Below are 26,245 nucleotides of genomic sequence, written 5' to 3'. Positions count from 1 at the left end.
GTGCTCCTTCCGAAGGCCCGGCGCGGGCCGGCGCGGAAGACGGATCGTCGCGGCGATGCCGCTTATTTCCGCTCGGTGCGTATCCAGCGGGTTTCGCCGCCGCGCACCAGGCGGAGATAGATGGGCAGTTTCCACAGGAGATAGAGCGGCAGCCGCGCGATCGTGCCGATCCGCATGAACGCCCGGCCATGGCGCGCCCAGGCGATGAGGACGAGGATCGCGTTGAGCCCGAACAGGGCCACGGCCGCGATGAAGGGCCGGGGCGGCATGCCGATCAGCGCCAGCAGGCCAAGCAGCGCCGCGACGGCGAGGTTGAGGCCCATCAGCAGCGCCAGCGGCGGGGTGAGGAGGTGGAGGCCCGTCCACAGGAGCGCCGGTCGCGCGCGGGCCAGCCCTTCGCCGATCAGGGGGATCGCCTGGCGGCGGGCGGTGGCCATGAAGCCGTTTTCCCACCGCGTCCGCTGGGTGAGCGTGCCGCCCTCGGTGCTCGGCTGCGTCCAGGTGCGGGCGCCGGGATCGAACAGCGGGGCATGGCCGTCGCGGGTAAGATCGATGCCAAGCGCCAGATCCTCGACGATATTGTCGGTGGCGAGCGCCGCGCGATCGAACAGGCCCCAGGGGAAGGCCATGCCCGAACCGGTGAGCAGGGCCGGCGCGCCGATCGCCCGGCCGCCATTCTGGCGAACGAGATTCTTCACCAGGATCGCGAAGTTGGAAATCTGCACCATCGGCGGCGCATCGCCGGCCGGCGCGAACAGATAGGCGCTTTGCACCGGCCGGCCGGTTCCGGCCGCCAGCGCGGCGATCCGTTCGAGCGCGCCCGGCTCCGCCGTGCAATCGGCATCGATCACGATCACCGCGCGCGGCGGGCTGGCCCGCAGATGATCGCGGCCGAAGGCGAGTGCGAAGCCCTTGCCGCGCCGGACGGGATCGTGCCGTTCGATCACCTCGGCGCCGGCCCGCCGCGCGATATCGGCGGTGGCATCGCTGCAATTGTCGGCGACGACGAGCATGCGCGTTTCCGGCGGCAGCACTGCCTTGAGCGCCGCCACGACCGCGCCGATGCCGGCCGCTTCGTCATGCGCCGGGATCAGCAGCGCGATATCGCCCGGCGGGATCGGCGCGGCCATGCGGCCGCGCAGGCCGGCGACAAGCCCGAGCCCGGTTTCGACGGCGAAGACGAGGCCGACCAGCGCCACGGGGGCGAGAAGGATCCAGCCGATGGCAGCGGGCAGCGCGGATATCGTCATCGTCGCAACGCATCGCACAGGCGGGACGCGGGATAAAGCCGGCACGCGGGATAAAGCGGCGCGTGGCGAAAAGGGGCGGATCGGCCGGCTTCCGGGGCGCGATGACGTCCGCTGGAAATTCATGTCCCATATTCCGCAGCCCGCACTTGCCGGGCCGGCCGGCCGCCGGAAGGATGCGGCCTGAGGGAGAGGATGATGGCGGAAGAACGGATCGACGTCGGCGGCGTCGCGATCAATGCGGTGACGGCGGGCGAGGGGCCGCTGGTGCTGATGATCCACGGCTTTCCGGGGCTGGCATGGTCGTGGCGGCACCAGATGGCGCCGCTGGCCGATGCCGGCTTCAAGGCGGTGGCGATCGATTCCCTCGGCTATGGCGGGAGCGACCGGCCGGCGGACCCCGCGCTCTACGATTCCGATCATATGCAGCGTTATCTGCTGGCGATCCTCGATCATTATCGCGCGGAGACGGCCTTCATCGTCGGCCAGGATTTCGGCGCCCAATATGCCTGGAACCTGGCGGTGCGCGCGCCCGATCGGGTGCGCGCGCTGGTGGCGACGATCCCCTACGATTATGACCTTGCCGGCCGCGCGATGCTGGGATCGGCCGAGACGCTGCCGCCCGGCACGCCGCCGCAGCCGGTGATGGCATCGGCCGATCATCCGCCGTCCCGGCGCTTCGCGGCGATGGCGGCGCAGCATTTCCTCCACTTTCATTATTTCCAGGAGGTAGGACCGGCAGAGCGCGAGCTGGGCGGCAATCTGGCGGAGTTCCTGAAGCGGGATTTCTTCGCGCTTTCGGCCAATGGCAATCTGTGGAACTGGCTGGACGTGCCGAGCGAAGGCAGCGGCTATCTGGATGCGTTGCCCCCCGCGCCGGACCTCCCCTGGCCATGGCTTTCGGAGGCGGAGTTCGCCCGCTTCGTGGAGGGATATGACCATCCCGACATCATGAAGCGGGTGATCGGCGGGCTGAATTCCTACCGCACGGCGGACGCCAATTGGGAGATCGGCCGCGCCTGGGCGGACCATGACGTGACGGTGCCGACCCTGTTCGTCCATGGCGCCAGGGACCCGTCCTTCGGCTTCTTCCCCGAATGGCGCGAGCGGATGGCACGGCGGGTGCCGGGGCTGGTGGACGTGGTGGAGATCGAAGGCGCGGGCCATTTCATCCAGCAGGAACAGCCGGCGGCGTTCAACCGCGTGCTGATCGATTTCCTGAAAAGCCGGTGAGCTGGGCGGTTCCCTGGACGGCGCATCTGGGCCTGCGCGGGCCGGACGCGCCGCTGTTCCGCCACAGCGCGCGATCGGCCGATCCGTTCGACCAGATCGATTTCATCGCCGATCTCGGGCTGGCGGGCGTGCAGGACAATTATGCCGCGCTCAGGCCCGCTGACGAGCAGGAGCGGGTGGCCGCGCACGCCGCGCGGCGGGGCCTGCGGCTCGCCAGCTTCGTCCACGATCCGCTGGGTTGGGATCAGCCGCGCTGGAGCGCGCCGGACGAGGACGGCCGCGCGGCGTTGCTGGCCGAGCTCGATCGATCCTTGGCGACGGCGCGGCGCATCGGCGGGCACACGCTGATCTGCGTGGCGGGGCTCGATCCCGCCCGGCCGCGCGCCGCCCAGCTCGCGGCAATGGCGGAGAACCTGCGGCGCGCGGGCGACCGGGCGGGCGCAGCGGGCGTGCGGCTCTGCGTGGAGATGACGTCCGCGCGCTGGCTGCCCTCGATGCTGGTCGACCGGTTCGACGATGCGGTGGCGGTGGTGCGCGCGGCTGGCCATCCGGCGGTGCGGCTGATGTTCGACGTGGGGCATATCGCGCTGGACGGCATCGATCCGCTATCCGCGCTGGCGGCCGCCGAGGGGCTGATCGGCGCCGTGCAGGTGGCCGATGTGCCGGCGGACGGATCGGCCGGGCGGATCGACATCGGCGCGGGCCGGATCGACTGGCCGGCGCTGATCCGGGCGATCCGGGTCACGGGCTATGACGGCCTGTTCGAGATCGAGCATGAAGCCCTGGGCGAGGGGCTGGCCGGCGAGCAGGCGCTGATCGAACGGCTGCGCACGGTGGATCGGGCGGCGGGCTGAGGGCCGGCCGCTAGGCTTTCGGCACGCGCGCGCCGGGCCTGGTGAGCGATACGAGGATGAAGGCCAGCACCACCATCACGAGCAGGCCCGCGAAGGCGAGGTTGTAATTGCCCGTCTGGTCCCGGATGCGGCCGACCGCGTAGAGCGCGGCGATCGAGAGCGGCTGCATCCCCACCGCCATCGCGCCCAGCGCGCTGCCGAAGCTGCGCGATCCGAAGCTGTTGGCGGTAAGCACCGTCCATACCGGATAGACCCCGCCGACCGCGAGGCCGATCAGTGCGAAGGCGCCCAGCATCACCCAATATCCGGGCCAGATCATGTAGAGCGAAAGCAGGATGACGTGGAACAGCGCCACCACCGCGAAGACGCGGCGGACATCGACATGATCGGCCAGCCAGCCGGCGACGAGCTTGCCCACCACCGCCGATACGCCGCCCACCGATACCAGCCATGAGGCGTCGATCAGCGAGATGCCCTTGGTCCTGAAATAGGGCGCGTTCGTCTGGATCAGCGTCTGATCGCTGGCGAGGATCAGGCCGCAGCCGAACATGATCAGCCAGAAATTGCGTTCGCGCAGCAGGGCGCGCGTGGACCAGACGGGCTCCGCCGCCGGGGCGGCCGCGCTGCCGTCCAGCATGGCGGGCGTGATCTCCCCGCCTTCGATCAGCTGCGCCTCGCTCGGCCGGTCGCGCATCAGCAGCAGCGCCAGCACGCCCACGATCAGGCTGACGCCCACGCCGATGCCGGCCACCGCCGCGCGCCAGCCGAAATGTTCGATGGCGTTGGCCGCGATCGGCGACATCACGGCATTGCCGCAGGATGTGGCGACGGCGATGATGCCGATCGCCAGCCCGCGCCGCCGGCGGAACCAGCGCGCGGTGATGGCATTGGCGGCCAGCGCGCCGGCCGCGATCATGCCGAACGAGATCGGGCCGACCGTGGCGATCAGCATCACCTTGAGCGAGGTGGCGGTGGCGATCATCAGGAAGCCCGCCGCGAACAGGACGGCGCCGGCCGCCACCATCAGCCGGATCGGCAGCCTGTCGATCAACCGGCCGACGAGCGGCGACCAGACCATCATGCCCAGGAGCAGGGCCATGATGCCGATATTGGCCTGGGCGTAGCCGAGGCCGAATTCCTCGACCAGCACAGGCACGAAGAAGGTGAAGGAATAGACCGTCGCGCCGACGGTGAGCATCGCGCAGACGAAGCCTGCGATCACCACCAGCCAGCCGCGATAGGGCAGCCCGCCCGATGGTCGCGCGATCGTCGCTTCCTGCATGTCCGATCTTCCTCCCCCGCTTCTTTGCGGACCTGATCTTGATTTTTTCTGCGCATCCTACAGGAGATCAGGGGCGCGTCACCTGCATAAGTGATCCGGGGGCGCAATAATCGACCGGGGAGAGGGCAGATGGGCGTGGATGCGAATATCGCGGTGATGCGCCGCTTCTTCGACGCGATGAATGCGGGCGACGTGGCGACGATCATCGACAGCTATGCCGAGGACGGGCACTGCGTGACCATGGGCGGCACGCTGATTTCCGGCACGTTCGACAAGGGCCAGATCGCGATGGCCGCGGGGCGGATCTACGAGGCTTTCCCCGAAGGCGTGCGCTTCGTGATCCACGCGATCACCGCGCAGGACGATCGAGTCGCGATCGAGGCGGAATCCTTCGCGCGCCATGTTTCGGGCAAGGATTACAACAATAAATATCATTTTCTGGCCCGCCTGCGCGACGGACGGATCGTCGAATTCAAGGAATATTGCGATACCGAGCATATCACCGACGTAATCTGCGGCGGCGCCCGTCCCTGAAGATCTTACGATTTAGCTCATTGTAAATACGGCTTTATTGCGCGCTGCCCCGGCGACGGCGCGCCTGCGGCTGAAAGATGAGCTTCAGCCTCGCGAACCAAAATTGCGAGAGTTTCCGATTCGGAATCGAAAATTGGGGTTGAGCGACTCGGCCGGATGCGGCATTGCGCTTCGCAAGCGCAGCATAGATTGCTCTGCGCAACGCATTTCGTGCGTGTATGAACGGGTTTTGATTGGAAAGGCATGCAATGAACAAGTTTGTGCTGCGCGGCGCGCTCGCTTTGGCCCTGATGGCTCCGGCCGCCGCCATTGCCCAGCCGGCCGACAATGCCGCCGCCGAGGCCGCCGCGGTGAAGAAGGGCTACGCCCTCTATGACAATGCCGGCAAGAAGCTGGGCCGGGTGGAGCAGGTCCGCCAGTCCGACGGCTATGTGACCTTCATCTACAACACCAAGATCTATCGCGTGCCGCTCGCCAGCATCAGCGTCGACGGCCACGCCGCCAAGACCACGCTGTCCTGGGACGAGATCAAGGGCTGATCCGATCGCCCTGACGAACAGGCCGCCCCGCGCGTGATCGCCGGGGCGGCCCGCTGTCCTTCCATCTAGACGATCATCCGGCGGAGGGTTTCGATCCTGTCCGCCTCGGCCGCCGGCTTGTCGTGCCGGATGCGGGCGATGCGCGGGAAGCGCATGGCCAGCCCTGACTTGTGCCGTCTGGATTCGTGGATCGAATCGAACGCGACCTCCAGCACCAGCGTCTTTTCCACCTCCCGCACCGGGCCGAAGCGCGCGACGCTGTGGTTGCGGACGAAGCGGTCGAGCCAAGCCAGTTCCTCGTCCGTGAAGCCCGAATAGGCCTTGCCCACCGGCAGCAGCTCGCCGCCCGTCGCGGGATCGCCGGTCCAGCAGCCGAACGTATAGTCCGAATAGAAGCTGGAGCGTTTGCCGTGGCCGCGCTGGGCATACATCATCACGCAATCGGCGGTCAGCGGATCGCGTTTCCATTTATACCATAAGCCCGTGCGCCGCCCGGCGACATAGGGGCTGTCCCGCCGCTTCAGCATCACCCCTTCGATCGCGGCGTCGCGCGCACCGGCGCGTATGTCCTCCAGCGCCGCGAAGTCGGCGGCGGGGATGATTTCGGATAGGTCGAAGCGGGCGGGATCGAGGGCGGCGGCGAAGCCTTCCAGCCGGATGCGCCGTTCGGACCAGGGCAGCGCGCGCATGTCCGCCGCGCCATCGAACAGGATGTCGTAGAGGCGGACGAAGGCGGGATAATCGGCCAGCATCCGCGCCGACACCGCCTTGCGCCCCAGCCGCTGCTGGAGCGCGTTGAAGCTCGCCGCCTCGCCGCGCTGGGCCACGCCCTTCACCAGCAATTCGCCGTCGACCACGCCGGGCGTGGCGAAGGCGGCGGCGACATCGGGGAAGCTGCGGCTGATATCGTCGCCCGCGCGGCTGTAAAGCCGGGTCTCGCCGCCGGCATGGACGATCTGGACGCGGATGCCGTCCCATTTCCATTCGGCGGCATATTCGGCGAGGTCGACGCGCATATCCTCCAGCGGATGGGCCAGCATGAACGGGCGGAAGACGGGCATGTCGCCGGGCTCCGGGCGGGCGCCGCCCGCGCCCCAGGCGAACAGGGCGCCATAAGGCGGGGCGAGGCCGTGCCACACCTCCTCGACATGATCGACGTCAAGTCCGAACGCCTGGGCGAAGGCCGTCTTGGCGAGGCGGGCGGAGATGCCGACGCGCAGGCCCCCCGTCGCCAGCTTTATCAGCGCGAAGCGGCCGCTGGCGTCGAGCCTGTCGAGCATCGCGGCCAGCTCGCGCGGCGCCTCCGACCGGCCGAGCGTGGAGAGGCGATCGACCGCGGCGGCAAGCGATAGGCTGCCATCGTCCACCTCCTCGGGCTGGTCCGCCGGCTTGGGCCAGATCAGCGCCACGGTTTCGGCGAAATCGCCGACATAGTCGTAGCTGAGGCCGAGCAGCACGGGATCGACCCGTTCCTCGACGATGGCGCGGATCGCGGCGGGCTTCACCGCCGGCAGGTCGAGCCCGCCGGTGAGCGCCGCCAGCGCCCAGCCGCGATCGGGATCGGGCGTGCGGCGCAGATAATCGGCGATCAGCCGGAGCTTGCCATTGCGCGACCGTGTGTAGACAAGCCCGTCGAGCAGCTGGGAGAATTCACGCATCGGCGGCGCAACGCGCGAGGGCGGCCGGCGGATGCAAGCGGGAGAGCGACGGTTGGCGGGTGAGGATGCGGAATGGGTCTGGCGGGAACGAACGGCGCCGCTGCGCCCCGGCGAGGCGGCGCTGCGCCGCGCGGTGCTGGTCGATCCCGCGCCGGGCCGGGTGCGCGCCGCGCTGGAGGATGATTTCCATCATTTCGAGATCGAGATCGCCCATGCGGGCGGCATCATAACCGTGGTTTCGGCCACCACCATCCGCCATCCCTGGACGACCTGCGCGGGGGCGGGGCCGCTGCTGGTGGAGCGCCTGCGAGGCCGCCGGCTGGCGGACGCGGCGGCGTTCGACAGCCCCTATGCGCATTGCACGCACCTTTACGACCTGGCGGGGCTGGCGGCGTCACGCGCCTGCACGGAGCGGCCGGTGCTGTTCCGCATGGCCGTGACCGACGCGGTGGACGGAAGGCGCGAGGCGCTGATCGATCGGGACGGCGCGCCGGTGCACGCCTGGACGCTGGATCGCGAGACGATCCTGCCGCCGCATCCTTATGCCGGCCGCAACCTGCGCGCGCTGCGGCAATGGGTGACGGAGCTGGACCCCGGCGAGGCGGAGGCCGCATTGCTGCTGCGCCGGGCGGTGTTCATATCGATCGGCCGCACCTTCGACCCCGATGTGCAGCGCGACGTGCCGACCCCGCCGCCGGGCGCCTGCTTCACCCACCAGCCCGAAAATTTCGATCCCGACGCCCGCGCCCGCGGATCGCGCCGCGATTTTTCTGAGGGCAGGGCGGGGCCGCTGGCGGATCGGATCGCGGCGCTGGCCGAACAATGATGGCCTGACGAAGGGGATTTCCGGCGATCGGGGCTTGCCTGGTCGCGTTTCATGTAACAATAGATGATACATGAAACGCGACAGCCGCCTTTCGGGCATCCTCCACGTGCTGCTGCACATGGCGGAACAGGACGGCCCGGCCACATCCGAGACGCTGGCGACAGCGATGCAGACCAACCCCGTCGTCATCCGGCGGATCATGGCGGGCCTGCGCGACCGGGATTATGTGCGATCGGAAAAGGGCCATGGCGGCGGGTGGCGCCTTACCCCCGGCTGGGACGGCATAACCCTGCGCGACATATATGACGCCCTGGGCCATCCGTCGCTGCTGGCGATCGGCAACCGCACCGAGGCGCCGGGATGCCTGGTCGAGCAGGCGGTCAACTCCGCACTGGGCAGCGCCTTCGATCAGGCCGAGGCGCTGCTGCTCGCGCGGTTCGGCGAAATCACGCTGGGCATGCTCAGCGCCGATTTCCATGCGCGGCGGCCGGACGCCCCGATCCATTCCACCCCTTGCGACAAGGAGAGCGGCCATGGCCGATAACGCCCACGCCCACGCCCACGCCCACGCCCACGGCAATGCCGGCGCCCGCCATTTCCTGGATGCCTTCCGCGATCCGCAGGCGATCGCGCATTATGCCGAGGGGCCACGTCGGTTCGTTCCCGGCATCGATGCGCTGCATCGCATGACGGCGCTGCTGCTTGCCGAGAGCGCGCCTGCCGATGCGCGCGTGCTGGTGCTGGGCGCGGGCGGTGGGCTGGAGCTGAAGGTGCTGGCGGAAGCGCAGCCGGGATGGACCTTCGTGGGCGTGGACCCGGCGGGGCCGATGCTGGATCTCGCCGTGCAGACGCTGGGGCCGCTCGCCGATCGCGTCCAATGGGTGGAAGGCTATATCGACGATGCCCCGGCCGGCCCGTTCGATGCCGCCACCTGCCTGCTGACGCTGCATTTTCTCGACGCGCCGGAACGGTTGCGGACGGTGGCCGAAATCCATCGCCGGCTGAAGCCGGGCGCCCCCTTCGTCGCGGCACATGGCAGCTTCCCGCAAGATGCCACGCGATCGACGTGGCTGGAGAGATATGCGGCCTATGCCGTGGCCTCCGGCGCCGATCCCCAGCAGGCCGGCCAGGCGAAGGCAGCCGTGGCCGCCAATCTGAGCCTGCTGGACCCGGAAAGGGACGAGGCGATCCTGAAGGAGGCGGGCTTCGCCGATGCGGCCCTGTTCTATGCCGCCTTCACCTGGCGCGGCTGGATCGGCCATGCCGAATTCTAGATCCATGCCGAAATCCGCGCATGGATATGCGAACAGGCCAAAGAGAAGGACGGCCTTGCTGCCATTCGCAAGGCGATGGCGACTTTCGAAATCGTCGCAGTTCTTTGTCATAGTCCGTGGTTTCCTCTCGGACTTGCCGTCGCGTCGCCTGGCAACATGAGAAGCATTGAGGCGGTGAAAGCCCGAAGCGAATGCCAAACTTGACCGGACTGTCGAATTGAAGGCGCTGGCGGCGAAATACACACCGTTCGTTCGCGGCCTTGGGGCGTCATCGTTCAACGCGACCGTCGCGGCCAAATGGAACAATCGGGTTGACGCATGAACGACAACAGCCGGGGGCTAGTTCAATCCTTATGTGGTGGCGAAGGTGGTAGACGATCGCCACATCGTCAAAGTCACTGTATATCAGTGCCTTATAGTCCGCGTAGGCGGGCACTCACTCCGCCTTAGCGGGCGGTATGCTCCCCGTACTCGCTTTGAAACAGCACATGCGAGCGCTTCACGATCATGATGAGCGTGAAGAGGAAGTTCCCGTAAAGGAAGATCGTCGCAGCCGGGCCGAAGCCTGAATTCCACTCTTTCACGAAGAAGATGAGCGCCGCGAACAGAGCAACACAGCATACAAGGATGAGGGCGGGCAGGCTCTCATTGCCGAGAATGTTCACACCGGGGGGAGGGGAAATGGAAAAATTGACGATCAATCCCATGCAACCGGAGCGGCTGGCATCGGCCCCGCGCTGCTTGGCGCGGATCCGTTCGGGAACGGAGTGCCAATCCCCAGCCGTGAAGGGGCGGAAGCGGTGCCGTATGCAGGGGGGCACCAATCCGGGTGCGCCGGAAGGGAATAGGAACGCCCGGAAACACGGCGCGCGGTCAGCCGAGGCGATGGCAGCGGCGCGATACGTGCGGGAGATTGCACGGCTGGTGCGGGAAGTGCCCCGCGCCTAACCTTTGTATTTCGCTAGCGTTGCTTGGAAGGTGTGAACCTCATTCCCGGTTCGCACCTCTATGGTGATCGGCACTGGTGCCTTGCTGGACCGAACCGTCGATGGAATCATATACTGGACGATGCCCCCAAAGGCCTGCCCAGGATCAACGGTGGTCATTTTCATAATCTGAGCCAAGTCCTCGCGCCTTGCGGCTTGGCCCAATTGCATCGCCTGTAGGTCGCGCTGGTTTTGCTCATTGGCGACCGACTGCGCAGCAAAGGCAGCGCCAGCATTGTAGCCCGAATAGGTCGCCGTCCCGTAGCTGTTGGCGGTGTATGGCGTGGACCCGAAAGACCCGTAGGTATTCCCGGTGTAGGTCGCCGAACCATAGCTATAACCGGCTTGGCTTGCCTGCATGTTTCGGCCAGCGGCGGCCAGTCCGACCGCGAGTGCTTGCCATGCTTCCCGACGCTTCTCTTGCTTGAGCAAGTCCTGATAGGTGAGCATCGCAATGGAGGTGCCGTCTTGCAATTTGACCGTGACGCTTTCGGGTCCGAAATTGAACGGCTTTCCGCTGTTGTTCACGACATAGATGCGGAACCCGCCTTGCTTGGGAGTCTGCTGCCGAGGCTCCAAGATGCGGACGGAACTTGTCTGCGTCGCATCGTCCACGCCTTCCCGGCCATCTTCAAAACGTGAAGTTTGCTCAGGCTTGGCGGTCGCGTCCAAAACGTATTCCGCAGCCATTGCCGGTGCGCTGATAGACGCGACCGCGAATATCAGCGTTGCGAGAATGCCCCGTTCCATGTGATTCCCCCTGTAGTGCCCACGATACTATGGCGTGGACAAGCTACGGGCAACGGCTCCTGCAAAATCGGAAATGACTGGCTCGCATCACTAGGTTTCGACGCTTTTAGTCGCTCGCCCGTTGCCCGTCATTTTCGACGGAGAACTTGCCATCTATCGAATGGCTCGGATTTGCTGGCTTTGGGGCTGCGATTTGTCGCGTACGGTGTGGGGACATTTATTCAGCCAGCGGGACCGGGAATGCGGCCCGAACTGGATCGTCGGATTTGCGGTCTAATTTGATCCGGATTGGCGAGCGGTTGGCGCAGATGCCCGCGCTGCATTGGAAGCCGATTTGTCCCGTGGCGTCCGGCTTCAAGCAATCGCGCTATCGGGGAGCGTTTATGGGAACAGATGGTCTCGGTGGAAAAATATCTAGCAAAATCAAGGTATGGTGGCGGAGACGGAGCCCGCCATATCAAGATACTCATGGCGTTGTTTTTTCGTGTTATTTCCATGGGGAAGTGCGCTCGATACCATGGATTATACCATGCATCTAAAATCTACCCCTGCTGGCCGGATGACCAAGCCTTCCGCGCCTTCCCGCGACGCCATTGGCAATGGAACATAAAGAGAACACAATGGCGCATCGCCATGGATGATTCGAGGGAAGCATGACAACGGAACCCGCCTACGAGGCAACAGCCGAAGCATGGGCGCAGTTGCTCGCGATGGTCGAGCAGCATGGCGATGGGGTAGGCGATGCGATCATGGCCGCCCTGGTCGCCGCGCGCGATGCCGGCCGAACCGATGCCGTCCATGCCTGGTATCGCATCGGCGCCGCGCTGGTCGAGTTCGACTGCCGCCCGGCCCTGCCGAATTGAGGAGCGGGAGCATGGAGCGCGAAAAACACAACACCCGCCTGTGGTCCCAGTTGGAGGTGGAAATCATGGTCCGATACGAGATCGGGCAGATGCCGCCCTATTTGATCCAGCGGCTTCGGTCCAAGGATCGGCTGGAGCGGGATCAGGCCAAGGATGAGGTCGCCCAACGGATAAGTCGTCGGTTCGCGGGGCTCGATGTCTATGGGCCGGAGGCCGCCGGCCAACCGTTCCCGCACATCGGCGTCACGAGCGCGTCATGACGGCGCGACCACCACAGCCGTGGGCGCTGAAGTGGCCGCCACCGTGCCCTCCTCTAACCGGCAACGACATTAAAAAATATCGGTTCTCCGGACAATCCGGAGTGTCGTGACATGACACTGATTCCTCCTGGGCAGGGATATCCGGCGGCGGATGAAAAATAGTTGTTGCAGTGTCCGGAAAGCGGACATATAAGGTTCCAACGACGGGCGATGGGCCGGTCGAACTCCAGAGGGAGAAGTTGAGATGACCACCTACACGATCCTTTCCGGCGAAGGCGAAGTCCAGGCGCAGGGCCTGACGCTCACCGAAGCCGCTCACGAAATTCTGACCAGCGACAGCCGCGAGTACGACGTTCGTCAGGATGATGACGGGGGTTTCACGCTCTGGACCCGCCAGCAGGTCGCGAACCGGGGCTGGGAAATGACCACCTTCTTTTCGACCAACTCCGACCGGAAACAGGCCGAAGATGAAATCTTCACCGCCATCGTGCTGAGCCCGCGCTTTCGCGGTCACTGCGAGGCGATCACCGACGAGGCCTATGCCGAGATGCTGGCCCAGGGCGCCGAGGACGAAGAGTGAGCCCGGCCGAGTTCGATACTCGCCGCCGTTCGCTGGGGCTGTCCGTCGATGAGACGGCGGCCCTGTGCGGCGTCCAGGACCGCACGGTGCGGCGCTGGCAGTCGGGAGCCACGCCGATCCCGGCCGACGCGTCGGGCGCGCTGGAGTCTCTGGAAGACGCCATGGGGCTAGCGGTTGACGAGCTGGTAACGTTCGCCACGGATAGGGTAGCGAAAGGGCCGGTCCTACTGTGGCGCTATCGCACGCAGGCTGAACAGGATCGCAGCCCACATGCGCGCAGCCTGCCGCTCGGTGCCCACGCAATGATGATCGCATGGGCAGCGGATGCGCTGGAGGCCGAAGGGATCGACGTGGATATCGAGTGGGCGGGTGACGAAGCTTGAAGGCCTGGTCGAAGACGACCTCAATCTCCCGAATCTGAGGGGCGCGCAACTGCCCAGACACAGAATTGACGTCGCCCGGAGACTATTCGGTCAACTTCCCACCACAGCCGTTGGCGCCGACGTGGCCGTCACCGCACCACCCGGCCCTTGGCGCGTCACGCGGGCGGTAATCGCCTTGCCGACGTCGGCTGCAACCGGGGTGTATTTCCAGAGCTCCGGCAGGGTCGCGACAGGCCCAGCCACGCCGTCGCGCAGCCATTCGACCTGGGTGACAAGCCCCGCATCGGGGTCCGCGCCCAGGTTGAGGGTGAGCACCTGACCCACCTGGGCTGTGCCGGTGATGCCCGGCGGCGTCGGGAACGATGGCACGCCGGCATCGGCGGTGCCGAGCACCTGATGCAGAAACCGCTTGTAATAGGGCGCATCCGCTTCGCCTCGCGCGCGCTGGCCGCCGGGATTCGTCACCGATAGATGTCGCTCGTCGGAAAAATAGACGGTGCTGCCCTGGGTGCCGTCCAGCCCGAACCGGATATCGAGATTTTCCGGGGATCGCAGGTCGACCATGCCGGTCCCGTCGACCGCCGCGATTTATTCGGACGTTACGCACCCGGTTGATATATCCGGCCGGGGGAGGCGGGCATGGCAGTAGTGATCGGTATATTTCGCCGTCTGTTCAGTTTTAGGCGTCGCCTAGGTTGCCCCGAATGTCACGAAGCGAGCATCCGCACGGGCAATAGACTTGAGAGATGCGACGACTGCTACGAAAATCGCTGGTGAAACTGCGCCGGCCCGTGGCCGGCCAGTCTTACCATGCGATCACATTGAGGGCGACGGGGTCCAGCCCTGACACTCAAGCGGCCGTGAGCGGGTCGAAGATCGGCAGGACCGGGATTGGATCGACGCCGGGGGCGATGCCTCCCGCCATCGAGCTATCGTCATAGGTCCAGCCGTAATAGCTGCGGACCTTGACGGGGCCGCCGGGGTCGGCCGCCAGCGTGATGACGATCGTGTTGCCGGACACTTCAACGCTGGTGGTGGGCAAGGTCGTCGCGAAGTTGTTGGCCGAGACCTCATAGCCCTTGATCGCGGTGCCGGTGAGCCCGGTGAAGCCGCGCATATCGAGCGACAGGGTGATGACCGCTCCCGCCCGCGTGGCGGCGACCACGCGCGGGCCGGCTCCGTCCGGGCAATTCACGCCATAGACATAGCGGGCGACCGTATACGCCTCGCGCCGGGACGCCTCGGTATAGCCCGCGCCGGTATAGTGGTAGCCGTCCGCATGCTCGCGGCCGCCGCCCCAGCTCATGACATGCACGTTCGGGTCCATCGTCTCGGTCGAGAGGACCGACCGCGCCAGAAGGTTCCGCTGCGACGACGAGAGGCCGGTCTCGATCCCGTTGGGCGGGGTCCCGTTGACGAATTTGCCGAGGATGATCGGCAGCACCGGCAGGGTCGGGTTGTTGAGGTAGGTGCGGATCGGGCCGACAAGATCGTTGATGAAGCGGGTGGCGTAGGTGGACGGGTAAGGCATGGTGCTGTCGCCGTCCGCCTCGCCCTGATCCCACAGCACCACCTCCGGCGCTCCCATCATGTCGACGAAGGTCGTGAACGTGGACCAGCCGGGGGCGCCCGGCTTCAGATAATCGAGACCCACCGCAGGATATCCGGTGGCGGCGACACCGACCGGCAGGCCCGTCAGGGCGGATAGCCGGTTGGCCAGTTCGTGCATCGCCATCTTCGTCAGGGGCCACTCGTCGCCGGCCCACATCGGGAGCACGTCCACGCCGTCTTTCGCGTAGGAGGCGGCCTGAATGTTGGGCGTCGTGCCCGTCCAGCTTCGATCGCCGCGCCCGACCGCGTTCGACTGCCCGTAATAGAGCGCGAAGATCCCGCAAAGGATGCGGGTCGACCAGGTGCGGAACCATTTGCCGCCGGCCTGCTGGTAGGCGATTTCGATGGTCCAAGGGCCACCCACGGGAATCGTGGCGGTGCCGGTCCAGCGCCCGGCGGTGAAGGCGGGATCGGCGACCAGCTGCCACGCGCCCTGCGGCACGCCGGCATCGTTGAGGATGCGGTAGGCGATCCGCTCCGGCACGCCGAGATACTTGCCCCGGATCGGCACGCTTCCCTGTGTCGCATCCTTGCCATGGCGGCGGACGAAGCCCGGCACACGATCGATCGTCACGCCGGCAACATCGACCTCGATATAATCGGCCACCGCATAAGCGCGCGTGCCCGATCGGATGCCGACCCGGCCGGCGCGGGCTGCCGGCGGGAAGATCGCCGAATAGTCGCCCACGTCGCGGGGTTGCGGATTGATCGCGAAGCCCTTGAGCCACCGGCCGTTGATCGCGATGCGGATCGTGCCGTCAGCGCCCAGCAGCACGGCCAGATCGCCCCGCTCGTCGAAGTTCACCGGCACGTCGTTCCAGCGTGGCGGCGACACCGAAGCCCCGGCCACCATGCCGCCGACCGTGATGCGCTTCAGCGAGGGATCAACGGCGATCTGAAGATAATTGCTCTCGTCGATCTCCCACAGGCGATAGCTCACGACCGTCGTGAACGCCTGCCCGCCGGGGTCGGCCGCGTTGGTGTTATAGCCCACCCGGAACATCACATCGCCGCCGAAGCCCTCGGGCGGGCCGAAGAGCACCACCGATGCCGCGCCGAAGTTCGTGAGCATGCGCGACGTGCCGCCGATAGCCTGCCAGTTCAGGCTCGTGTTTAGCTGCTCCCAGTTCGCCCGGCCGAGCAATGGCCCCGGCGTCTCGAAATCGTCGACATAGGCCGGCGTGAATACCGGATCGATCGGATCACCCGGATCTACCGGCGGCGCACCCGCCGGCCGGTTCCGCAGCGCGCAGGCGGTGATCGAGAGAGCATTGGGGCTCAGCATCATTGATTGGTCTCCACGCGCCAGGCGCAGCCGATATCGGCGTCAACGTAGATGGGAAGGTCGGGGGCGATCTTGCGAAGGCGCCACAGATGGACCTTGAGGTTTCCGGCGGGATCGTCGCCACGATAGCCGGCATTACGCATCAGCGCCCACGACGCGACGAGCCGGCCGCGCGCGGCCACCAGCTGGTCGACGATCGAATACAGGGTCGGGGCAAGCCGGAGCGTCCGGCCGCGCCAGATGATGCGCTTGACGGCCCGGTCGATCGTCACGTCACCCAGGTCCACCGGAGGAGGCGGGGTGAGCGGCCCGCCGCAATGCGGGCACTCCGGTGCGGCTGCCATCATCGGCCATCCGCCTTCGCGGCGGCGATCTGCGCCTCCACCCACCGGATCAGCGCGTCCAGCTGGAGGGCCTGCTCGGTCGCCGTCAGCGCGTCGGCGGGAGGAAATCTATCTTGCCCGGCCGCTGCATCAGGTCTGCCGGCGGCACCGGGAAGGCCGGGCAGACCCGCTCCTGCGCCACCACTGGCAGCGGGGCGGGCGGCGGCGTCCGCGAGCAGGCGGTCATAGCGAGCGCGAGCATCGGCAAGGCGAGCCTGATAATCATTCGATACCTCCTGGTTGATGGCGGCGGCGCGCTGTTCGGCGGCGCGGGCGCGCGCGCGATCGGCGGCGTGGGCGGCGGCCGTCTTGGTCCGCACCGCGTCGGCCGTGGCGAGGGCGGCCGCCTTGACGCGCTCGATCGCGGCGATGGCATGCCCCTCCGCCAGCCGGCGGCCGTCCGATCGGCCATAGGCATAGGCGCCGATCAGCAGCAGGGCGGCCCCGATCGGTAGAGCGGCGCGCAGGGCGCTGGGAAGCGGGATCATGACCGGGCTCCATGGAAGCGGCCGAAGGCGCAATGCGCCAGCTCGTGGCCGATGAACTCGGGGAGGTAGAGGCGGGCCGGATCGACGATGTGAATCGTGCAGTTGCCGTGCGCGTCGATCAGGCTCCAGGCCTGTATCGCCTCCTCTTGGGTGATGATCGCCCCGGCGCGGCGGCCCTCGCGGTCCAGGTCCTCGATCGAAGGATGCAGCACCAGCGTCACCCGCAGCTGGCTGTTCGACCATTCGGCCCGCTCAAAGCGATAGCCGTCCTTGGCGGTGGGCGGATTGCAGCCGACGAGCGCCGCCAGCGCGAACAGGCCGGCCGCCAGGCGATGGCGCCTCATGCCAGCACCCCCAGCGCCCGGACACGCAGGCGGGCGACCTCCTCCAGGCCGATATAGCCGCCATTGGCGATCCTCCGGGCGCGGCGGTAGTCGTGGGCGTCCACCGCGTCGTTGACCTTGCCCAGCCGCCAGAAATGGAGCGCGATCAGCACCGACGTGGCCGGGTTGGCCGCCAGATCCGGCGCATCCTCCAGCGGCAGGCCGAGCGCCTGGCCGAACCGGCGATAATTGCCCCGGAAGGTCAGCTGCAGCGCGCCGCGACCGCGATAGCGCCAGCCGTCGCCCGGCTGTGTGTTGCCCTCGGAAGCACGGTCATAGACCCGATTGGCGAGCTTCTCGGGGTTACGGGCGAAGGGCGCCGCGCTCGCCAGCGTCGGAAACCGGCTCGGCCAGGTCCGCTGGATAGCCTCCGCCGAATAGTTGAGGTTCTCGACGAACCGCCGGAACCCGCCCGTCTCGTTGCAGATCTGCGCAACGAATTCGGCCAGCCGCTCGGGCGTCGTCATGCCATAGCCAGCAGCCTGCTTGGCGAGCATCGCGCCCATGGCGCGGATCGCGTCATCCGCGGCACGGCCGGCGACGAAGGCCAGCAGCGCCGTCATGGTGATGGGTCCGGGCACGCCGTCGGCGGCCACGCCCAGCCGCTGCTGGGCGCGTTTCCAGTCGATCATCGCGATTTCCTTGGGTTAGGACGCGGCCTTGTCGATCCGCGCTAGGGTTTCGATCATGTCCGGCGGCGTCGCCGGATCGACCGGGAAGGATGAGCGGATCAGATCGTCCGCGCGGCAGCCGCAGCGCTGGCCTGCCAGCAGCAGGGCGCAGGCGGCGGCGAGGTCATGGGCGGCCGTGCGCACGGCGCGGATCGCCGCCAGCCGCGCCGGGGGCGTCACGGCGCCCTCCGGTCCATATTGTTGATGGTGACGGTCAGGGCGGTCAGGGCGGAAGCCAGCGCCTTATCGGATTCGATCCGCTCACGCTCGATCTGGTCGCGCTTCTCCGCGCCCGTCCGCTCCCGCCAGACGAGATACCAGATCATGAGCCCGAGCGGCCCGAATTGGCCGAATGCGGTGATCAATTCGGGTGGCACCTATTCCGGTCCTTTCACTCAGATCGTGAGGATTTCGGCCGCGCGGCCCGCGCCGATCAGCCCAATGGCTTCGAGGTAGTTGGTCCCGGCGACGACATCCGGGTCGGTCAGGTCGATCTCGGTCGCGATCATCGCCAGCGCGTGCCAGTCGATCACCGCAGGATCCGCTGATCCGCGGATCGCTATCCGCTCCGTCTGGGTGAACCGCCGCTGGTAGGCGAGCGGGGATAGGATGCGGCCCGTCAGCGGCACGATGTCGCGGAAGGCCAGCGCCACGGGGTCCCAGAACATCAGCGCCGGAAACTCAGGCGGCGCGGGCCACGATTCGCGCCCCTCGTCCACCTCGGGCGCGTCGGCATGCGGGCCGGAGACGAGCGCCTTCGTCTCCGCATCGATTATGATCCAGGGCATCGGGGCCTCACTTGGGCTGCATGTAGGAACGGGACGAGATGGTGATATTGCCGGCACCCACCTTCGAGCCGATGAAGCGCACCGTCACGGTCGCGCCACCGGACGGTGCCGTATAGGTCCCGTTGAGATGGACCGAGGCCGGCTCGCCCACGGCAAAGGTCGCCGAACCGGATGCGGTGCCGCCCATCGCGTTCCAGCTGCTGCCTCCGTCCAGGCTATATTGCAGCGATCCGGACATTGTGCCGCCGCCGGTCGGGTTGATCCCGTCGAGCACGGCCCAGACGGTCAGCGTCTGCCCGCCGTCGAGCGGGATAGGATTCGGATAGGCCGTCGTCGTCAGCCCGACCGGCACCGCCGGATAGGCGGCCGATGGGTTCGTGCCGTCGCGCACCTTCGACACGTTCATGCGCAGGGTCAGCGTCTTGGCGCCGTAGGTCACGGTCACCATGATATAGCCGGCGATGTTGGGGCTCGGCAGCGACGTGGCCGTCACCAGCCCCTTCGTGCCGGCGGCATTGCTGACGCTGCCGGTCGCGCCCCCGCCGGTAGAGCTGCTGAAGGTGCAACTTTCGGTGACGTTTGCGTTCCCGTCCAGCACCGTGATCTGGGCCGTGGCCGGGAACTGGCCGCTATAGACGCCGCCGTCGCGATCGGCCTGGACGATGATCGAGGGCGGGCTCGCGGATATCGTCACGCCGTCCGTGCCCGGCGCGCCAGGGCTCCCATCCTCCCCGTCGACCGGGCCGGCGGTGAAGGGCGGAAACAGCGTCTGAGAGGCGGTCGCCGACGATATCATCGGTTGCGCGATAGCGTTGATCCCGGTCCCTGCGGCGTTGGTGTAGCTGCTGACGTGAATGAAGGCTCGCACCGCCCCGGCCGGCACAAGGGCAAAGCCCTGCATCGGCGTATTGTAGGCCCGCTGGCCCGTCAGCAGTGCCAGAGTTGTCTGGCCAAAATTCACATCGGCCTCGTCGCGATACCAGATCTGCAGCTCCGTTCGGTCGATGGGGCCGTTCGCGCGGATATTGCACTGGACGGCGAGGCGCTCGCCTGGCTTAACCGCCACCGCATAGGCCGGATGCTCATACATATTGAGCCGTTGGCCGGCCGCCGTGGCGGTGTAACTCGCCCGGTATTGCTTGATCCCCCCCTCGATCGTGAAGGGACTGACGGTCGCCGTCAGGCCCGAAACACTGATCCCGAAGCCAATCGCGTCCCGCTCGAACTGGCTGTTCCGAACCCGGTTCACATTGTTGATGGCGTCCGATCCGTCGCTGCCATCCTTCGCCATGGTCCGCACGGCCGCCCATTCGGTGGAAAGGATATTGTCGGTCGCAGCCGCAGCGGCCGCCGTGGCGGTGGTGACGTGCAGGAAGCGCCCGCCGCTGTCCGCCGGCACTGTCTGCGACCAGCCGTTCAGCGCCCCGCTCAGCACGGCGGTGGCGAAGGTATAGGTCAGGTTCGTCGTCGGCAGCGCCGGGGCGGTGCCCGTATTGTTGCGCTGGTAGAGATAGACGGTCGCCGAATTGATGCCCGTCGCCCCGCTCGTGCCGTCCTGCGCGAGTATTTCCGGGGTCGTCCATTCGCCGGGCGCGATCGTGTCCGTCGCGGTCGAATTCACCGCGCTGGCGACGGCCACATAGAGTGGCTGCCCGCCCGATGGCGCCGGGATCGTCGTCGACCAGCCATTGTTGAGGCCGGTCAGCGTCGCCGTCGCGAAGGTGTAGGTCGCATTTGCCGTGGGCAGCGCCGGGGCGGTCGCCGATCGGCGGTAGATGTAAACGATCGCCGTGTTCGACGCGCCGGGACGCGCGCCCGTCGTCGATGGACCAAGGATCAGGCGGGCGCCCCATTCGTCCCGCAGCCGATAGCGGATCGAGACCTGATATTGCGTCGCCGCCGTCACCGACGTGATCGTTATGCGCTGGGTGGCCGGATCGACCGTGCCCGCGGCGATCCAGTCGTCGCCGTCGCCCTGTGATCCCGTATATCGGCGATACTCGAACAGGATCGAGTCGATTCCCTCGGTCGCGCTGGCGCCGGTCACCACCAGAGCGGGCGCCGCGTCGCCGGTCGCCGTGATCGTCGTCGCGGAGATCGCCCATTCGGCGGTGGTCGGGGTCGGCACCAGAGCCGGGCCGGAGACGGCGGCGGTGGGGGGCGGCGTGCCGGTTTGACCGAGGGCAAAGGGGTGCTTGCCGGCGGTCTCCGACCGGGCGGTCAGCGTCACCGATCCGTTCTGGAGGCTTAGATTGCGGTCGAGCAGGAGCACGTCCTGGTTGACGAGGCCGGCCTCGGGCACGTTCAGCCGCACCACGTCGCCTGGCTTGTAGCCCCAGAACCGCAGTTTCAGCGGCAGTTCGATCGGGCCGAACTCGCGACTGTTCTCGATGTCGTAGCGCGCGAGCTGCGCCGCCTGGTTGACGTTCTGGACCAGCGAATATTCGACCTCGCGGGTCCTCTCGTCGCCGTCGAAGGTCACATGCGCCGGCACGCGGATCGCGGCGCCCGGCACGATATCCCAGCCATGCGCCTCTGAGCGGTAGCGCGGCACGATGCCGTTGATCCGATCCCGCCGGCTTTGGGTGGCGGTCACGCTCACATCGTCAACCAGATCGGCGGAAGTGACGGTGGTGAGGGCGACGCGCGGCGTGTTGATTACGCAGCTCACCTTCGCCCCCAGCGAGATCGGCCAGCCGCCGCCCGCCTGGCACATCGCCTTCAGCGCGTTCCAGCGCGTGTCGGGCCGCGATGTGACCGACCCGCCCAGCTTCCATCCGTTCGCATCGGCGATGGACGCCGCCTCGACGAAGGCCGCCATGTCGATCATGTCGATCGGCGCCCCGATGCCGATCACCCGCTTGCCGTTCTGCCACCGTCCCAGCAGCCACGTCAGCGCATGGAGCCACGGATTTTCCGAATATACGTAGGTTGCTTCCTGGAGCGGGCGACAAGGGCCGGAACCGCCCGGATAGGTGCTGTCGAGGCGAGGATCGTAGACCTTGACGCCGCGCACCACCCACCGCGCCTTGGGCTCACTGGTAAGCTGCTTGTCACCCTTTCCGTCAAATTTCAGGGTGAGGACGGATGCCGCGTAGCCGGAAAGGCGGTGGGCGCTCGTCCAGCCGGCCATCGCGCCCTCGGGCGAGGCGAGGGCTGTCGATGGCGTCGCGCCCAGCTGCGCGCGGTGCCACATCAGGCCGGATAGCCTGCCGGTCAGTCCGCCGGAGCCATTGACCGATTGCAGCACGTCGTCGAGGTAAAGACCCTCGATCGCATCGATCGGCCCGCCGCCGGACAGCACGGTGACGATCGACTTGATCTTGTTATCGCCGCCATAGGCGCGGTGATAGATGATGTTCCCGGACGTCCCCGTCCGCCCCATCACGTAAGGGATGCCGGCATTGGGATCGGACTGCCACGAGGTCTGGGCTCCGCCCACGCCGCTTGGCGCTTTCCCAAGCAGGCTGGCGGCGACACCCAGCCCCGCGCCGATCGCCGCCAGCGTGGACAGGGACACCAGCGATGCGGCCTCGATGCCGGTTGAAAGCGCGAGGCCGCTCGTCAGCGCGATGCCGGCGCCGGCCGTCACGATCGCGATCGATGCGACGCCGACGACGGTTGCGGCGATCTTCAGAAACTTCGCCATCAGCGCGGCTCCGCGCGCCAGGCGGCGGCAAGATCGATGGCCTGCATCACCACCGCGCCCTCCGCTTCTTCCGAATAGCCGAGCAGGCGGCCGTTGCCGAGGCACACCCCCAGCGCCCCGAACACATCATCCCCCGTGCCCTTCACGATATCGCCAACGATGGCGGCCGCCGGCGGGATCGGGGCCAGCCCCATCCATTCCAGCCATTGATCGAGCGACGCGAAGCCCGCGCGGGCCAGCGCCCGATGCGCCCCCAGGGCGGACTTATATGGCCCGCCGCGCGAAAGGCCGGGCTTGTAGCCCAGCCTGCGCAGGTGCCAGGCAATCAGGCGCGCGCAATCGCTGCCGCCCCAGGCGAAGGGCCGGCCGCTGAAATGATCCAGCGTGGCCTGCGCCGCGTCGCGGCGGCGGATCATCACCGCGCTCACCGGAAGATCGCCGCGAGCGAGGGCGGCATCGACGACAGGTTCGTCACCGGGGCCTGGCGGCCCCAATAGACCTGATCGACCACCCCGGTGACGAAGGCGAAGCCAAGCTCACCCGGCCAGATCGACTGGTGGAAGGTATCGGCCAGCCGGCGCCCCTCCTCTTCGTCGAACATCCATTCGAAGACGGACGCGACCTCATATTCGAGCTGGCGCGAGCCCGTGCCAGAGACGAGGCGCGGCACATCCAGCGATCCCAGGAAGATCAGGGCCGGATCGGGGATCGGCTCCCCGGTCAGCGGATTGACCACGCCCAGCCAGATCGAAACCTTGCTGCCCTGCATATTCGGCGCGGCAAGGGTGGCGGCGGCGGCATCGCTGGCCGGGAACAGGGTAATCGAGATGCGCGGCGCTTCGTCCCCGCCGCCATCGCGAATATCGGCGACGGCCGCCCAGGTGCCGAAGGTCGGATCGCGGCCGACGAAGCTCGACCACGGCGCGCCCTTGAGCGCCGCCGGCCCGCTCAGCAGGCGAAGCGTATAGTCGGGTAGCTCGATCTGGAGCGCGCCGAAGATCGTGGCGACGGGCGCCGCCAGCGCCGCGTCGACCGCAGGGGTGAACTGGCTCATTCTGCCTCGGTGATGGTGAAATCGGGGATCTGGATGAAGGGCTGGCGCAGCAGCTCCCAATCGACCTGCCCGCCGTCGAGAAAACCCTCGATCATGGGCGCCGCGAATTCGCAGACCGCGCCGTCGGATGGCGAGACGCGGAGCATCGGCAGGATCGGCAGCGCCATCTTGCCGTCTTCGTCCGCCGCCGTGTCGGCGCGGGCGGCATAGAGGTAGCGGCGGCCGCCGTGGATGATGGAGAAGAACTGCCCCTCGCGTACGACATAGCCGGCCGTGAAGCCGCGCAGGTTCAGGACCATGCCGGCCTGTCCCGCGCCGTCGACCACGGGCGCGCCCGGATTGCCGATGATCAGGCCATCCTGCGGGAACCGGATGATTGCACCCTCCCGCTGGGCATGGCGCAGCCGCGCCGCATAGATGCGGCCCTTGGGTTCGGATCGCATAGGGGGCAGGCGGACAAGTATCTTGTGCCGGTCGCCAGTCCGGTTGAGCTTCTGCGCGGCACCGCCGAGCGGAGGGGTGAGCACGCCGCCGAAATCCAGTAGCGATGGCACCGCGCCCCGGATACCGGGCGCGGCGGGAAGCATGATCGACATTGATGACCCCCGGTTATCGCAGCGCTTGGCGGCTCCGCCGACCGATCTGCTGTTGGGCAAGCGCGGCGCCTCCGGCCGCCGCGCGCACGCCGATCGATCGCATCTCGCTCATCAGGTCGGCCGCGAGCACGGCACCCTGTGCATTGACGCTGAAACTCTGCTGGACCTGCACGGTGCTGCCCCAGTCTCCCAGCATATGGTTCGGCACCACCACGCCCGGAACCCGCGGGATGAACAGCTCCGGGCCGCGTTCGCCTACCAGGCTGGCCTTACCCACCGGCGGCGAACCGCCATTTGCGAAACCGAGCCCGCTGAAGATCGATCCGGCCTTGCCGATGAAGCCACGCCAAGTGCCGCCGCCGGCGCTGCCGGGTGACAGTAGCTCCAGCAGACCTGATTCCAGGAGGGCGGCGGCAGCACGCTTGAAGGTGTTCTCCAGCGCATCGCCCAGGCTGTCGGCATAGACCACGGCGTTGGCGATGCCGGCGGCCAGGTCCTCGGAGAAATAGTGCGAGAACTGCTCCAGCCGGTCCTGATCGGCTTCCGACAGCAACTTGCCCACCGCGCCTTCATATTGCGCGATGCGCTCCGCATGTGTGCCGATGCTGGTGAGCGCGGTCAATTCCTCGGTCAATTCCTTCTGATATCCGGCGTCGATCGGCAGCCCTTCCTTGCCGATGTCGCGCAGGATCAACTGCATCGGCGACAGGTCGGCATCGGTAAGCTTGCGCGCTCGCGTCGATACGCGGCGCGCACCACCGCCGCCACCCGTAGAACCATTCCCGCCGCCACTTTCGCTCGGAAATGTCGGAATGCCTTCCGCCCAGATATCGCTCAGCACGCTCCGGCGAAGACTGTCCTCGACATAGGTATCCCGGCCAGCGGTGAAGCGGTCCTTTATAAGCGGGTTATTGAGGATGACGCCGGCGACGGCACCCGGCAGGTTCAGATATCCGGCGATCTTGTTCGCGAACTTTGCCCGCTCGATATAACCTTCGACGACACGGAGGAGCGGACCATATTCCTGCTTGATGGTGCGCATCGCCGCTACACCCGCATCTTCGAAGCCGTCCCATACGTTTGCCAAGCCGGCGATGGTGCCCCGGATATCGCGGCCCAAATCCTCGGCCTCACCCGCCAGCGTCTTGAAGTCGCTCGCTCCGTCCGACACGAAATTGGCGATGGCGGTAGAAAACTGGCCGCCCCGGTCGAACGCGCCGAAGGTCGTGATCGCCGCGTTTTCGACCTGGGTCATCGCATCGGCGAACGTGATCGGCAGCCTGTCGAACTCGCCCTGCAATCCCTTCGTCAAATTGCCGTCCAGCAGCGCGTTGAACAGCACTTCGCGGGTCAGCTTACCTTCCTCGGCCAACTCGCGGAGCTGGCCGATCGGAACGCCTAGACTATCGGCCAGCAGGCGCGCGATCCGTGGTGACGCTTCCATGATCGAGTTGAACTCGTCGCCGCGCAGCACGCCGGAGGCGAGCGCCTGTCCGAATTGCAACGTGGCGCTGCGGGCCTCGTCGGCGCTGGCACCGCCGATCTTGAGGGCCTGCGCGAACGATTGGGTCGCCCTTGCCGCATCCGACTGCGTGCGCCCCGAATCCGCGGCGGCGCGGATGAAATTACCGTAGAGATTGGCTGTCTCGCCAAGCCCGGCGCGCGTCGCGTCGGCAATGCTCTCCACGTCCTTCTGCGCTTGACCGAAGCTGCCCAGCTGCGCCGTGGCGAGTTGCAGCTGGGCCTGCATCTGCTTCGACTGATCGGCAATGCCCAGGAATTGCTGGCCGAGCGAGGAAAGCCCGCGGATCGACACGAAAGCCGCAGCGGCGGCCGTCAGGCGTCCGAATGCCTGATCGATCCGGCCAAGGCTCCGGTCCATCGACGCGGTGTCGCGGCCGATATCGCGATCCAGCCCGTCCAGCGCCCGCCGGGCAAGCTCGACATTGGCATCGACCTGCAGCAGCAGCTGCCGGACGTCAGAGCGTGCCGCCATTGATTACCTCGATGTTCATGAGCCGCTGCAATTCATTGAAAGAAAACGGGCGGCAGGCTAGCCATCCCTCCA

Annotated in this window: 32 protein-coding genes; 13 read left to right on the top strand and 19 right to left on the bottom strand. The window is 66.9% G+C overall.

Annotation, left to right across the window (positions count from 1 at the left end; translation table 11 throughout):
- Positions 1–62: 62 nt before the first annotated feature.
- Positions 63–1,250: a glycosyltransferase family 2 protein gene (locus G432_RS05410; protein WP_041864809.1), complete on the bottom strand. Its 1,188-nt coding sequence runs from the start codon at positions 1,248–1,250 to the stop codon at positions 63–65.
- Between the two features lie 195 nt (positions 1,251–1,445).
- Between G432_RS05410 and G432_RS05405 the strand changes: the two genes are divergently transcribed.
- Both G432_RS05405 and G432_RS05400 read left to right on the top strand, forming a co-directional pair.
- Positions 1,446–2,480 (top strand): alpha/beta fold hydrolase, encoded by a 1,035-nt coding sequence (locus G432_RS05405; protein ID WP_015457814.1) that lies wholly within the window; start codon positions 1,446–1,448, stop codon positions 2,478–2,480.
- Entirely contained in the window at positions 2,477–3,334 is an 858-nt protein-coding gene (locus tag G432_RS05400; RefSeq protein ID WP_015457813.1) for a sugar phosphate isomerase/epimerase family protein, read from the top strand. Before G432_RS05405 ends, G432_RS05400 begins: the two co-directional genes overlap by 4 nt.
- 10 nt (positions 3,335–3,344) lie before the next feature.
- On the opposite strand, the gene G432_RS05395 is transcribed toward G432_RS05400, so the two are convergent.
- Positions 3,345–4,616: an MFS transporter gene (locus tag G432_RS05395; RefSeq protein ID WP_015457812.1), complete on the bottom strand. Its 1,272-nt coding sequence runs from the start codon at positions 4,614–4,616 to the stop codon at positions 3,345–3,347.
- Positions 4,617–4,745: 129 nt separating this feature from the next.
- Between G432_RS05395 and G432_RS05390 the strand changes: the two genes are divergently transcribed.
- Both G432_RS05390 and G432_RS05385 read left to right on the top strand, forming a co-directional pair.
- Positions 4,746–5,150, top strand: a complete 405-nt coding sequence (locus G432_RS05390; protein WP_015457811.1) for a nuclear transport factor 2 family protein — start codon at positions 4,746–4,748, stop codon at positions 5,148–5,150.
- 248 nt (positions 5,151–5,398) lie between these two features.
- Entirely contained in the window at positions 5,399–5,689 is a 291-nt protein-coding gene (locus G432_RS05385; RefSeq protein WP_015457810.1) for a hypothetical protein, read from the top strand.
- A gap of 65 nt (positions 5,690–5,754) precedes the next feature.
- On the opposite strand, the gene G432_RS05380 is transcribed toward G432_RS05385, so the two are convergent.
- Positions 5,755–7,347, bottom strand: coding sequence for a cisplatin damage response ATP-dependent DNA ligase (locus tag G432_RS05380; protein WP_015457809.1), 1,593 nt, complete (start codon positions 7,345–7,347; stop codon positions 5,755–5,757).
- A 52-nt stretch (positions 7,348–7,399) separates the two neighbouring features.
- On the opposite strand from G432_RS05380, the gene G432_RS05375 reads away from it, so the two are divergent.
- The 3 genes from G432_RS05375 (at position 7,400) to G432_RS05365 (ending at position 9,447) form a co-directional block, all read left to right on the top strand.
- Positions 7,400–8,173: a hypothetical protein gene (locus G432_RS05375; protein ID WP_015457808.1), complete on the top strand. Its 774-nt coding sequence runs from the start codon at positions 7,400–7,402 to the stop codon at positions 8,171–8,173.
- Positions 8,174–8,243: 70 nt separating this feature from the next.
- The gene (locus G432_RS05370) at positions 8,244–8,717 is read left to right on the top strand and encodes an Rrf2 family transcriptional regulator (RefSeq protein ID WP_015457807.1); all 474 of its coding nucleotides are present in this window, start codon (positions 8,244–8,246) and stop codon (positions 8,715–8,717) included.
- The gene (locus tag G432_RS05365; protein WP_015457806.1) at positions 8,707–9,447 is read left to right on the top strand and encodes a class I SAM-dependent methyltransferase; all 741 of its coding nucleotides are present in this window, start codon (positions 8,707–8,709) and stop codon (positions 9,445–9,447) included. Before G432_RS05370 ends, G432_RS05365 begins: the two co-directional genes overlap by 11 nt.
- 446 nt (positions 9,448–9,893) lie before the next feature.
- On the opposite strand, the gene G432_RS05360 is transcribed toward G432_RS05365, so the two are convergent.
- Positions 9,894–10,154: a hypothetical protein gene (locus tag G432_RS05360; protein WP_015457805.1), complete on the bottom strand. Its 261-nt coding sequence runs from the start codon at positions 10,152–10,154 to the stop codon at positions 9,894–9,896.
- On the opposite strand from G432_RS05360, the gene G432_RS24410 reads away from it, so the two are divergent.
- Positions 10,039–10,395, top strand: coding sequence for an HGGxSTG domain-containing protein (locus G432_RS24410; protein ID WP_443024289.1), 357 nt, complete (start codon positions 10,039–10,041; stop codon positions 10,393–10,395). The genes G432_RS05360 and G432_RS24410 overlap by 116 nt on opposite strands.
- Here the strand turns inward: G432_RS24410 and G432_RS05355 are convergent.
- Positions 10,392–11,183, bottom strand: a complete 792-nt coding sequence (locus G432_RS05355) for a hypothetical protein (RefSeq protein WP_015457804.1) — start codon at positions 11,181–11,183, stop codon at positions 10,392–10,394. The genes G432_RS24410 and G432_RS05355 overlap by 4 nt on opposite strands.
- 653 nt (positions 11,184–11,836) lie before the next feature.
- Between G432_RS05355 and G432_RS05350 the strand changes: the two genes are divergently transcribed.
- The 4 genes from G432_RS05350 (at position 11,837) to G432_RS05335 (ending at position 13,269) form a co-directional block, all read left to right on the top strand.
- Positions 11,837–12,046 carry a hypothetical protein gene (locus G432_RS05350; RefSeq protein ID WP_015457803.1) on the top strand — a complete coding sequence of 70 codons (210 nt, stop codon included), beginning with the start codon at positions 11,837–11,839 and terminating at the stop codon, positions 12,044–12,046.
- Positions 12,047–12,057: 11 nt separating this feature from the next.
- Positions 12,058–12,306: a hypothetical protein gene (locus tag G432_RS05345; RefSeq protein ID WP_015457802.1), complete on the top strand. Its 249-nt coding sequence runs from the start codon at positions 12,058–12,060 to the stop codon at positions 12,304–12,306.
- Positions 12,307–12,550: 244 nt separating this feature from the next.
- Positions 12,551–12,886 carry a hypothetical protein gene (locus G432_RS05340; protein ID WP_015457801.1) on the top strand — a complete coding sequence of 112 codons (336 nt, stop codon included), beginning with the start codon at positions 12,551–12,553 and terminating at the stop codon, positions 12,884–12,886.
- Complete coding sequence (locus tag G432_RS05335; protein WP_015457800.1) at positions 12,883–13,269, top strand: helix-turn-helix domain-containing protein; 387 nt, start codon at positions 12,883–12,885, stop codon at positions 13,267–13,269. Before G432_RS05340 ends, G432_RS05335 begins: the two co-directional genes overlap by 4 nt.
- A 90-nt stretch (positions 13,270–13,359) precedes the next feature.
- Here G432_RS05335 and G432_RS22035 read toward each other — a convergent pair whose 3' ends face one another.
- The 14 genes from G432_RS22035 to G432_RS05265 all read right to left on the bottom strand — a co-directional run bounded on the left by G432_RS22035 (position 13,360) and on the right by G432_RS05265 (position 25,927).
- A complete protein-coding gene (locus tag G432_RS22035; RefSeq protein ID WP_015457799.1) occupies positions 13,360–13,833 on the bottom strand; it encodes a hypothetical protein in 474 nt (157 codons plus the stop codon).
- Positions 13,834–14,119: 286 nt separating this feature from the next.
- Positions 14,120–16,168: a hypothetical protein gene (locus G432_RS05325; protein WP_041864808.1), complete on the bottom strand. Its 2,049-nt coding sequence runs from the start codon at positions 16,166–16,168 to the stop codon at positions 14,120–14,122.
- The gene (locus tag G432_RS05320) at positions 16,165–16,512 is read right to left on the bottom strand and encodes a hypothetical protein (protein WP_144061996.1); all 348 of its coding nucleotides are present in this window, start codon (positions 16,510–16,512) and stop codon (positions 16,165–16,167) included. The genes G432_RS05325 and G432_RS05320 overlap by 4 nt, the downstream gene beginning before the upstream one ends.
- Entirely contained in the window at positions 16,509–17,036 is a 528-nt protein-coding gene (locus G432_RS05315; RefSeq protein WP_015457796.1) for a hypothetical protein, read from the bottom strand. Before G432_RS05315 ends, G432_RS05320 begins: the two co-directional genes overlap by 4 nt.
- Positions 17,033–17,380, bottom strand: a complete 348-nt coding sequence (locus tag G432_RS05310; RefSeq protein ID WP_015457795.1) for a hypothetical protein — start codon at positions 17,378–17,380, stop codon at positions 17,033–17,035. Before G432_RS05310 ends, G432_RS05315 begins: the two co-directional genes overlap by 4 nt.
- The gene (locus tag G432_RS05305; protein WP_015457794.1) at positions 17,377–18,051 is read right to left on the bottom strand and encodes a glycoside hydrolase family 19 protein; all 675 of its coding nucleotides are present in this window, start codon (positions 18,049–18,051) and stop codon (positions 17,377–17,379) included. Before G432_RS05305 ends, G432_RS05310 begins: the two co-directional genes overlap by 4 nt.
- A 15-nt stretch (positions 18,052–18,066) precedes the next feature.
- Positions 18,067–18,270 (bottom strand): hypothetical protein, encoded by a 204-nt coding sequence (locus G432_RS05300; protein WP_015457793.1) that lies wholly within the window; start codon positions 18,268–18,270, stop codon positions 18,067–18,069.
- Positions 18,267–18,467 (bottom strand): hypothetical protein, encoded by a 201-nt coding sequence (locus tag G432_RS05295; RefSeq protein ID WP_015457792.1) that lies wholly within the window; start codon positions 18,465–18,467, stop codon positions 18,267–18,269. The genes G432_RS05300 and G432_RS05295 overlap by 4 nt, the downstream gene beginning before the upstream one ends.
- An 18-nt stretch (positions 18,468–18,485) precedes the next feature.
- Entirely contained in the window at positions 18,486–18,878 is a 393-nt protein-coding gene (locus tag G432_RS05290; protein ID WP_015457791.1) for a hypothetical protein, read from the bottom strand.
- 7 nt (positions 18,879–18,885) lie between these two features.
- A complete protein-coding gene (locus tag G432_RS22030; RefSeq protein WP_015457790.1) occupies positions 18,886–22,527 on the bottom strand; it encodes a hypothetical protein in 3,642 nt (1,213 codons plus the stop codon).
- Positions 22,527–22,955, bottom strand: coding sequence for a DUF6950 family protein (locus G432_RS05280; protein WP_015457789.1), 429 nt, complete (start codon positions 22,953–22,955; stop codon positions 22,527–22,529). Before G432_RS05280 ends, G432_RS22030 begins: the two co-directional genes overlap by 1 nt.
- Positions 22,952–23,581, bottom strand: coding sequence for a hypothetical protein (locus tag G432_RS05275; protein WP_015457788.1), 630 nt, complete (start codon positions 23,579–23,581; stop codon positions 22,952–22,954). The genes G432_RS05280 and G432_RS05275 overlap by 4 nt, the downstream gene beginning before the upstream one ends.
- Complete coding sequence (locus tag G432_RS05270) at positions 23,578–24,177, bottom strand: hypothetical protein (protein WP_015457787.1); 600 nt, start codon at positions 24,175–24,177, stop codon at positions 23,578–23,580. Before G432_RS05270 ends, G432_RS05275 begins: the two co-directional genes overlap by 4 nt.
- Before the next feature lie 13 nt (positions 24,178–24,190).
- The gene (locus G432_RS05265) at positions 24,191–25,927 is read right to left on the bottom strand and encodes a tape measure protein (protein WP_187294035.1); all 1,737 of its coding nucleotides are present in this window, start codon (positions 25,925–25,927) and stop codon (positions 24,191–24,193) included.
- Between G432_RS05265 and G432_RS23670 the strand changes: the two genes are divergently transcribed.
- Positions 25,910–26,176 carry a hypothetical protein gene (locus G432_RS23670; RefSeq protein WP_187294034.1) on the top strand — a complete coding sequence of 89 codons (267 nt, stop codon included), beginning with the start codon at positions 25,910–25,912 and terminating at the stop codon, positions 26,174–26,176. The genes G432_RS05265 and G432_RS23670 overlap by 18 nt on opposite strands.
- Positions 26,177–26,245 lie beyond the last annotated feature (69 nt).

It is taken from the genome of Sphingomonas sp. MM-1 (assembly GCF_000347675.2).
Classification (GTDB): domain Bacteria; phylum Pseudomonadota; class Alphaproteobacteria; order Sphingomonadales; family Sphingomonadaceae; genus Sphingomonas_E; species Sphingomonas_E fennica.
Note: the sequence above shows the minus strand (reverse complement) of the source record. Positions and strands in the feature narration are given on the sequence as shown.

Coding starts and splice junctions, on each gene's coding strand:
- G432_RS05410 (WP_041864809.1), bottom strand. CDS start 1,250: ATGACGATATCCGCGCTGCCCGCTGCCATCGGCTGGATCCTTCTCGCC.
- G432_RS05405 (WP_015457814.1), top strand. CDS start 1,446: ATGGCGGAAGAACGGATCGACGTCGGCGGCGTCGCGATCAATGCGGTG.
- G432_RS05395 (WP_015457812.1), bottom strand. CDS start 4,616: ATGCAGGAAGCGACGATCGCGCGACCATCGGGCGGGCTGCCCTATCGC.
- G432_RS05390 (WP_015457811.1), top strand. CDS start 4,746: ATGGGCGTGGATGCGAATATCGCGGTGATGCGCCGCTTCTTCGACGCG.
- G432_RS05385 (WP_015457810.1), top strand. CDS start 5,399: ATGAACAAGTTTGTGCTGCGCGGCGCGCTCGCTTTGGCCCTGATGGCT.
- G432_RS05380 (WP_015457809.1), bottom strand. CDS start 7,347: ATGCGTGAATTCTCCCAGCTGCTCGACGGGCTTGTCTACACACGGTCG.
- G432_RS05370 (WP_015457807.1), top strand. CDS start 8,244: ATGAAACGCGACAGCCGCCTTTCGGGCATCCTCCACGTGCTGCTGCAC.
- G432_RS05365 (WP_015457806.1), top strand. CDS start 8,707: ATGGCCGATAACGCCCACGCCCACGCCCACGCCCACGCCCACGGCAAT.
- G432_RS24410 (WP_443024289.1), top strand. CDS start 10,039: ATGAGCGCCGCGAACAGAGCAACACAGCATACAAGGATGAGGGCGGGC.
- G432_RS05360 (WP_015457805.1), bottom strand. CDS start 10,154: ATGGGATTGATCGTCAATTTTTCCATTTCCCCTCCCCCCGGTGTGAAC.
- G432_RS05355 (WP_015457804.1), bottom strand. CDS start 11,183: ATGGAACGGGGCATTCTCGCAACGCTGATATTCGCGGTCGCGTCTATC.
- G432_RS05350 (WP_015457803.1), top strand. CDS start 11,837: ATGACAACGGAACCCGCCTACGAGGCAACAGCCGAAGCATGGGCGCAG.
- G432_RS05345 (WP_015457802.1), top strand. CDS start 12,058: ATGGAGCGCGAAAAACACAACACCCGCCTGTGGTCCCAGTTGGAGGTG.
- G432_RS05340 (WP_015457801.1), top strand. CDS start 12,551: ATGACCACCTACACGATCCTTTCCGGCGAAGGCGAAGTCCAGGCGCAG.
- G432_RS22035 (WP_015457799.1), bottom strand. CDS start 13,833: ATGGTCGACCTGCGATCCCCGGAAAATCTCGATATCCGGTTCGGGCTG.
- G432_RS05325 (WP_041864808.1), bottom strand. CDS start 16,168: ATGATGCTGAGCCCCAATGCTCTCTCGATCACCGCCTGCGCGCTGCGG.
- G432_RS05320 (WP_144061996.1), bottom strand. CDS start 16,512: ATGATGGCAGCCGCACCGGAGTGCCCGCATTGCGGCGGGCCGCTCACC.
- G432_RS05315 (WP_015457796.1), bottom strand. CDS start 17,036: ATGATCCCGCTTCCCAGCGCCCTGCGCGCCGCTCTACCGATCGGGGCC.
- G432_RS05310 (WP_015457795.1), bottom strand. CDS start 17,380: ATGAGGCGCCATCGCCTGGCGGCCGGCCTGTTCGCGCTGGCGGCGCTC.
- G432_RS05305 (WP_015457794.1), bottom strand. CDS start 18,051: ATGATCGACTGGAAACGCGCCCAGCAGCGGCTGGGCGTGGCCGCCGAC.
- G432_RS05290 (WP_015457791.1), bottom strand. CDS start 18,878: ATGCCCTGGATCATAATCGATGCGGAGACGAAGGCGCTCGTCTCCGGC.
- G432_RS22030 (WP_015457790.1), bottom strand. CDS start 22,527: ATGGCGAAGTTTCTGAAGATCGCCGCAACCGTCGTCGGCGTCGCATCG.
- G432_RS05275 (WP_015457788.1), bottom strand. CDS start 23,581: ATGAGCCAGTTCACCCCTGCGGTCGACGCGGCGCTGGCGGCGCCCGTC.
- G432_RS05270 (WP_015457787.1), bottom strand. CDS start 24,177: ATGTCGATCATGCTTCCCGCCGCGCCCGGTATCCGGGGCGCGGTGCCA.
- G432_RS05265 (WP_187294035.1), bottom strand. CDS start 25,927: ATGCAGGCCCAGCTGCAACTCGCCACGGCGCAGCTGGGCAGCTTCGGT.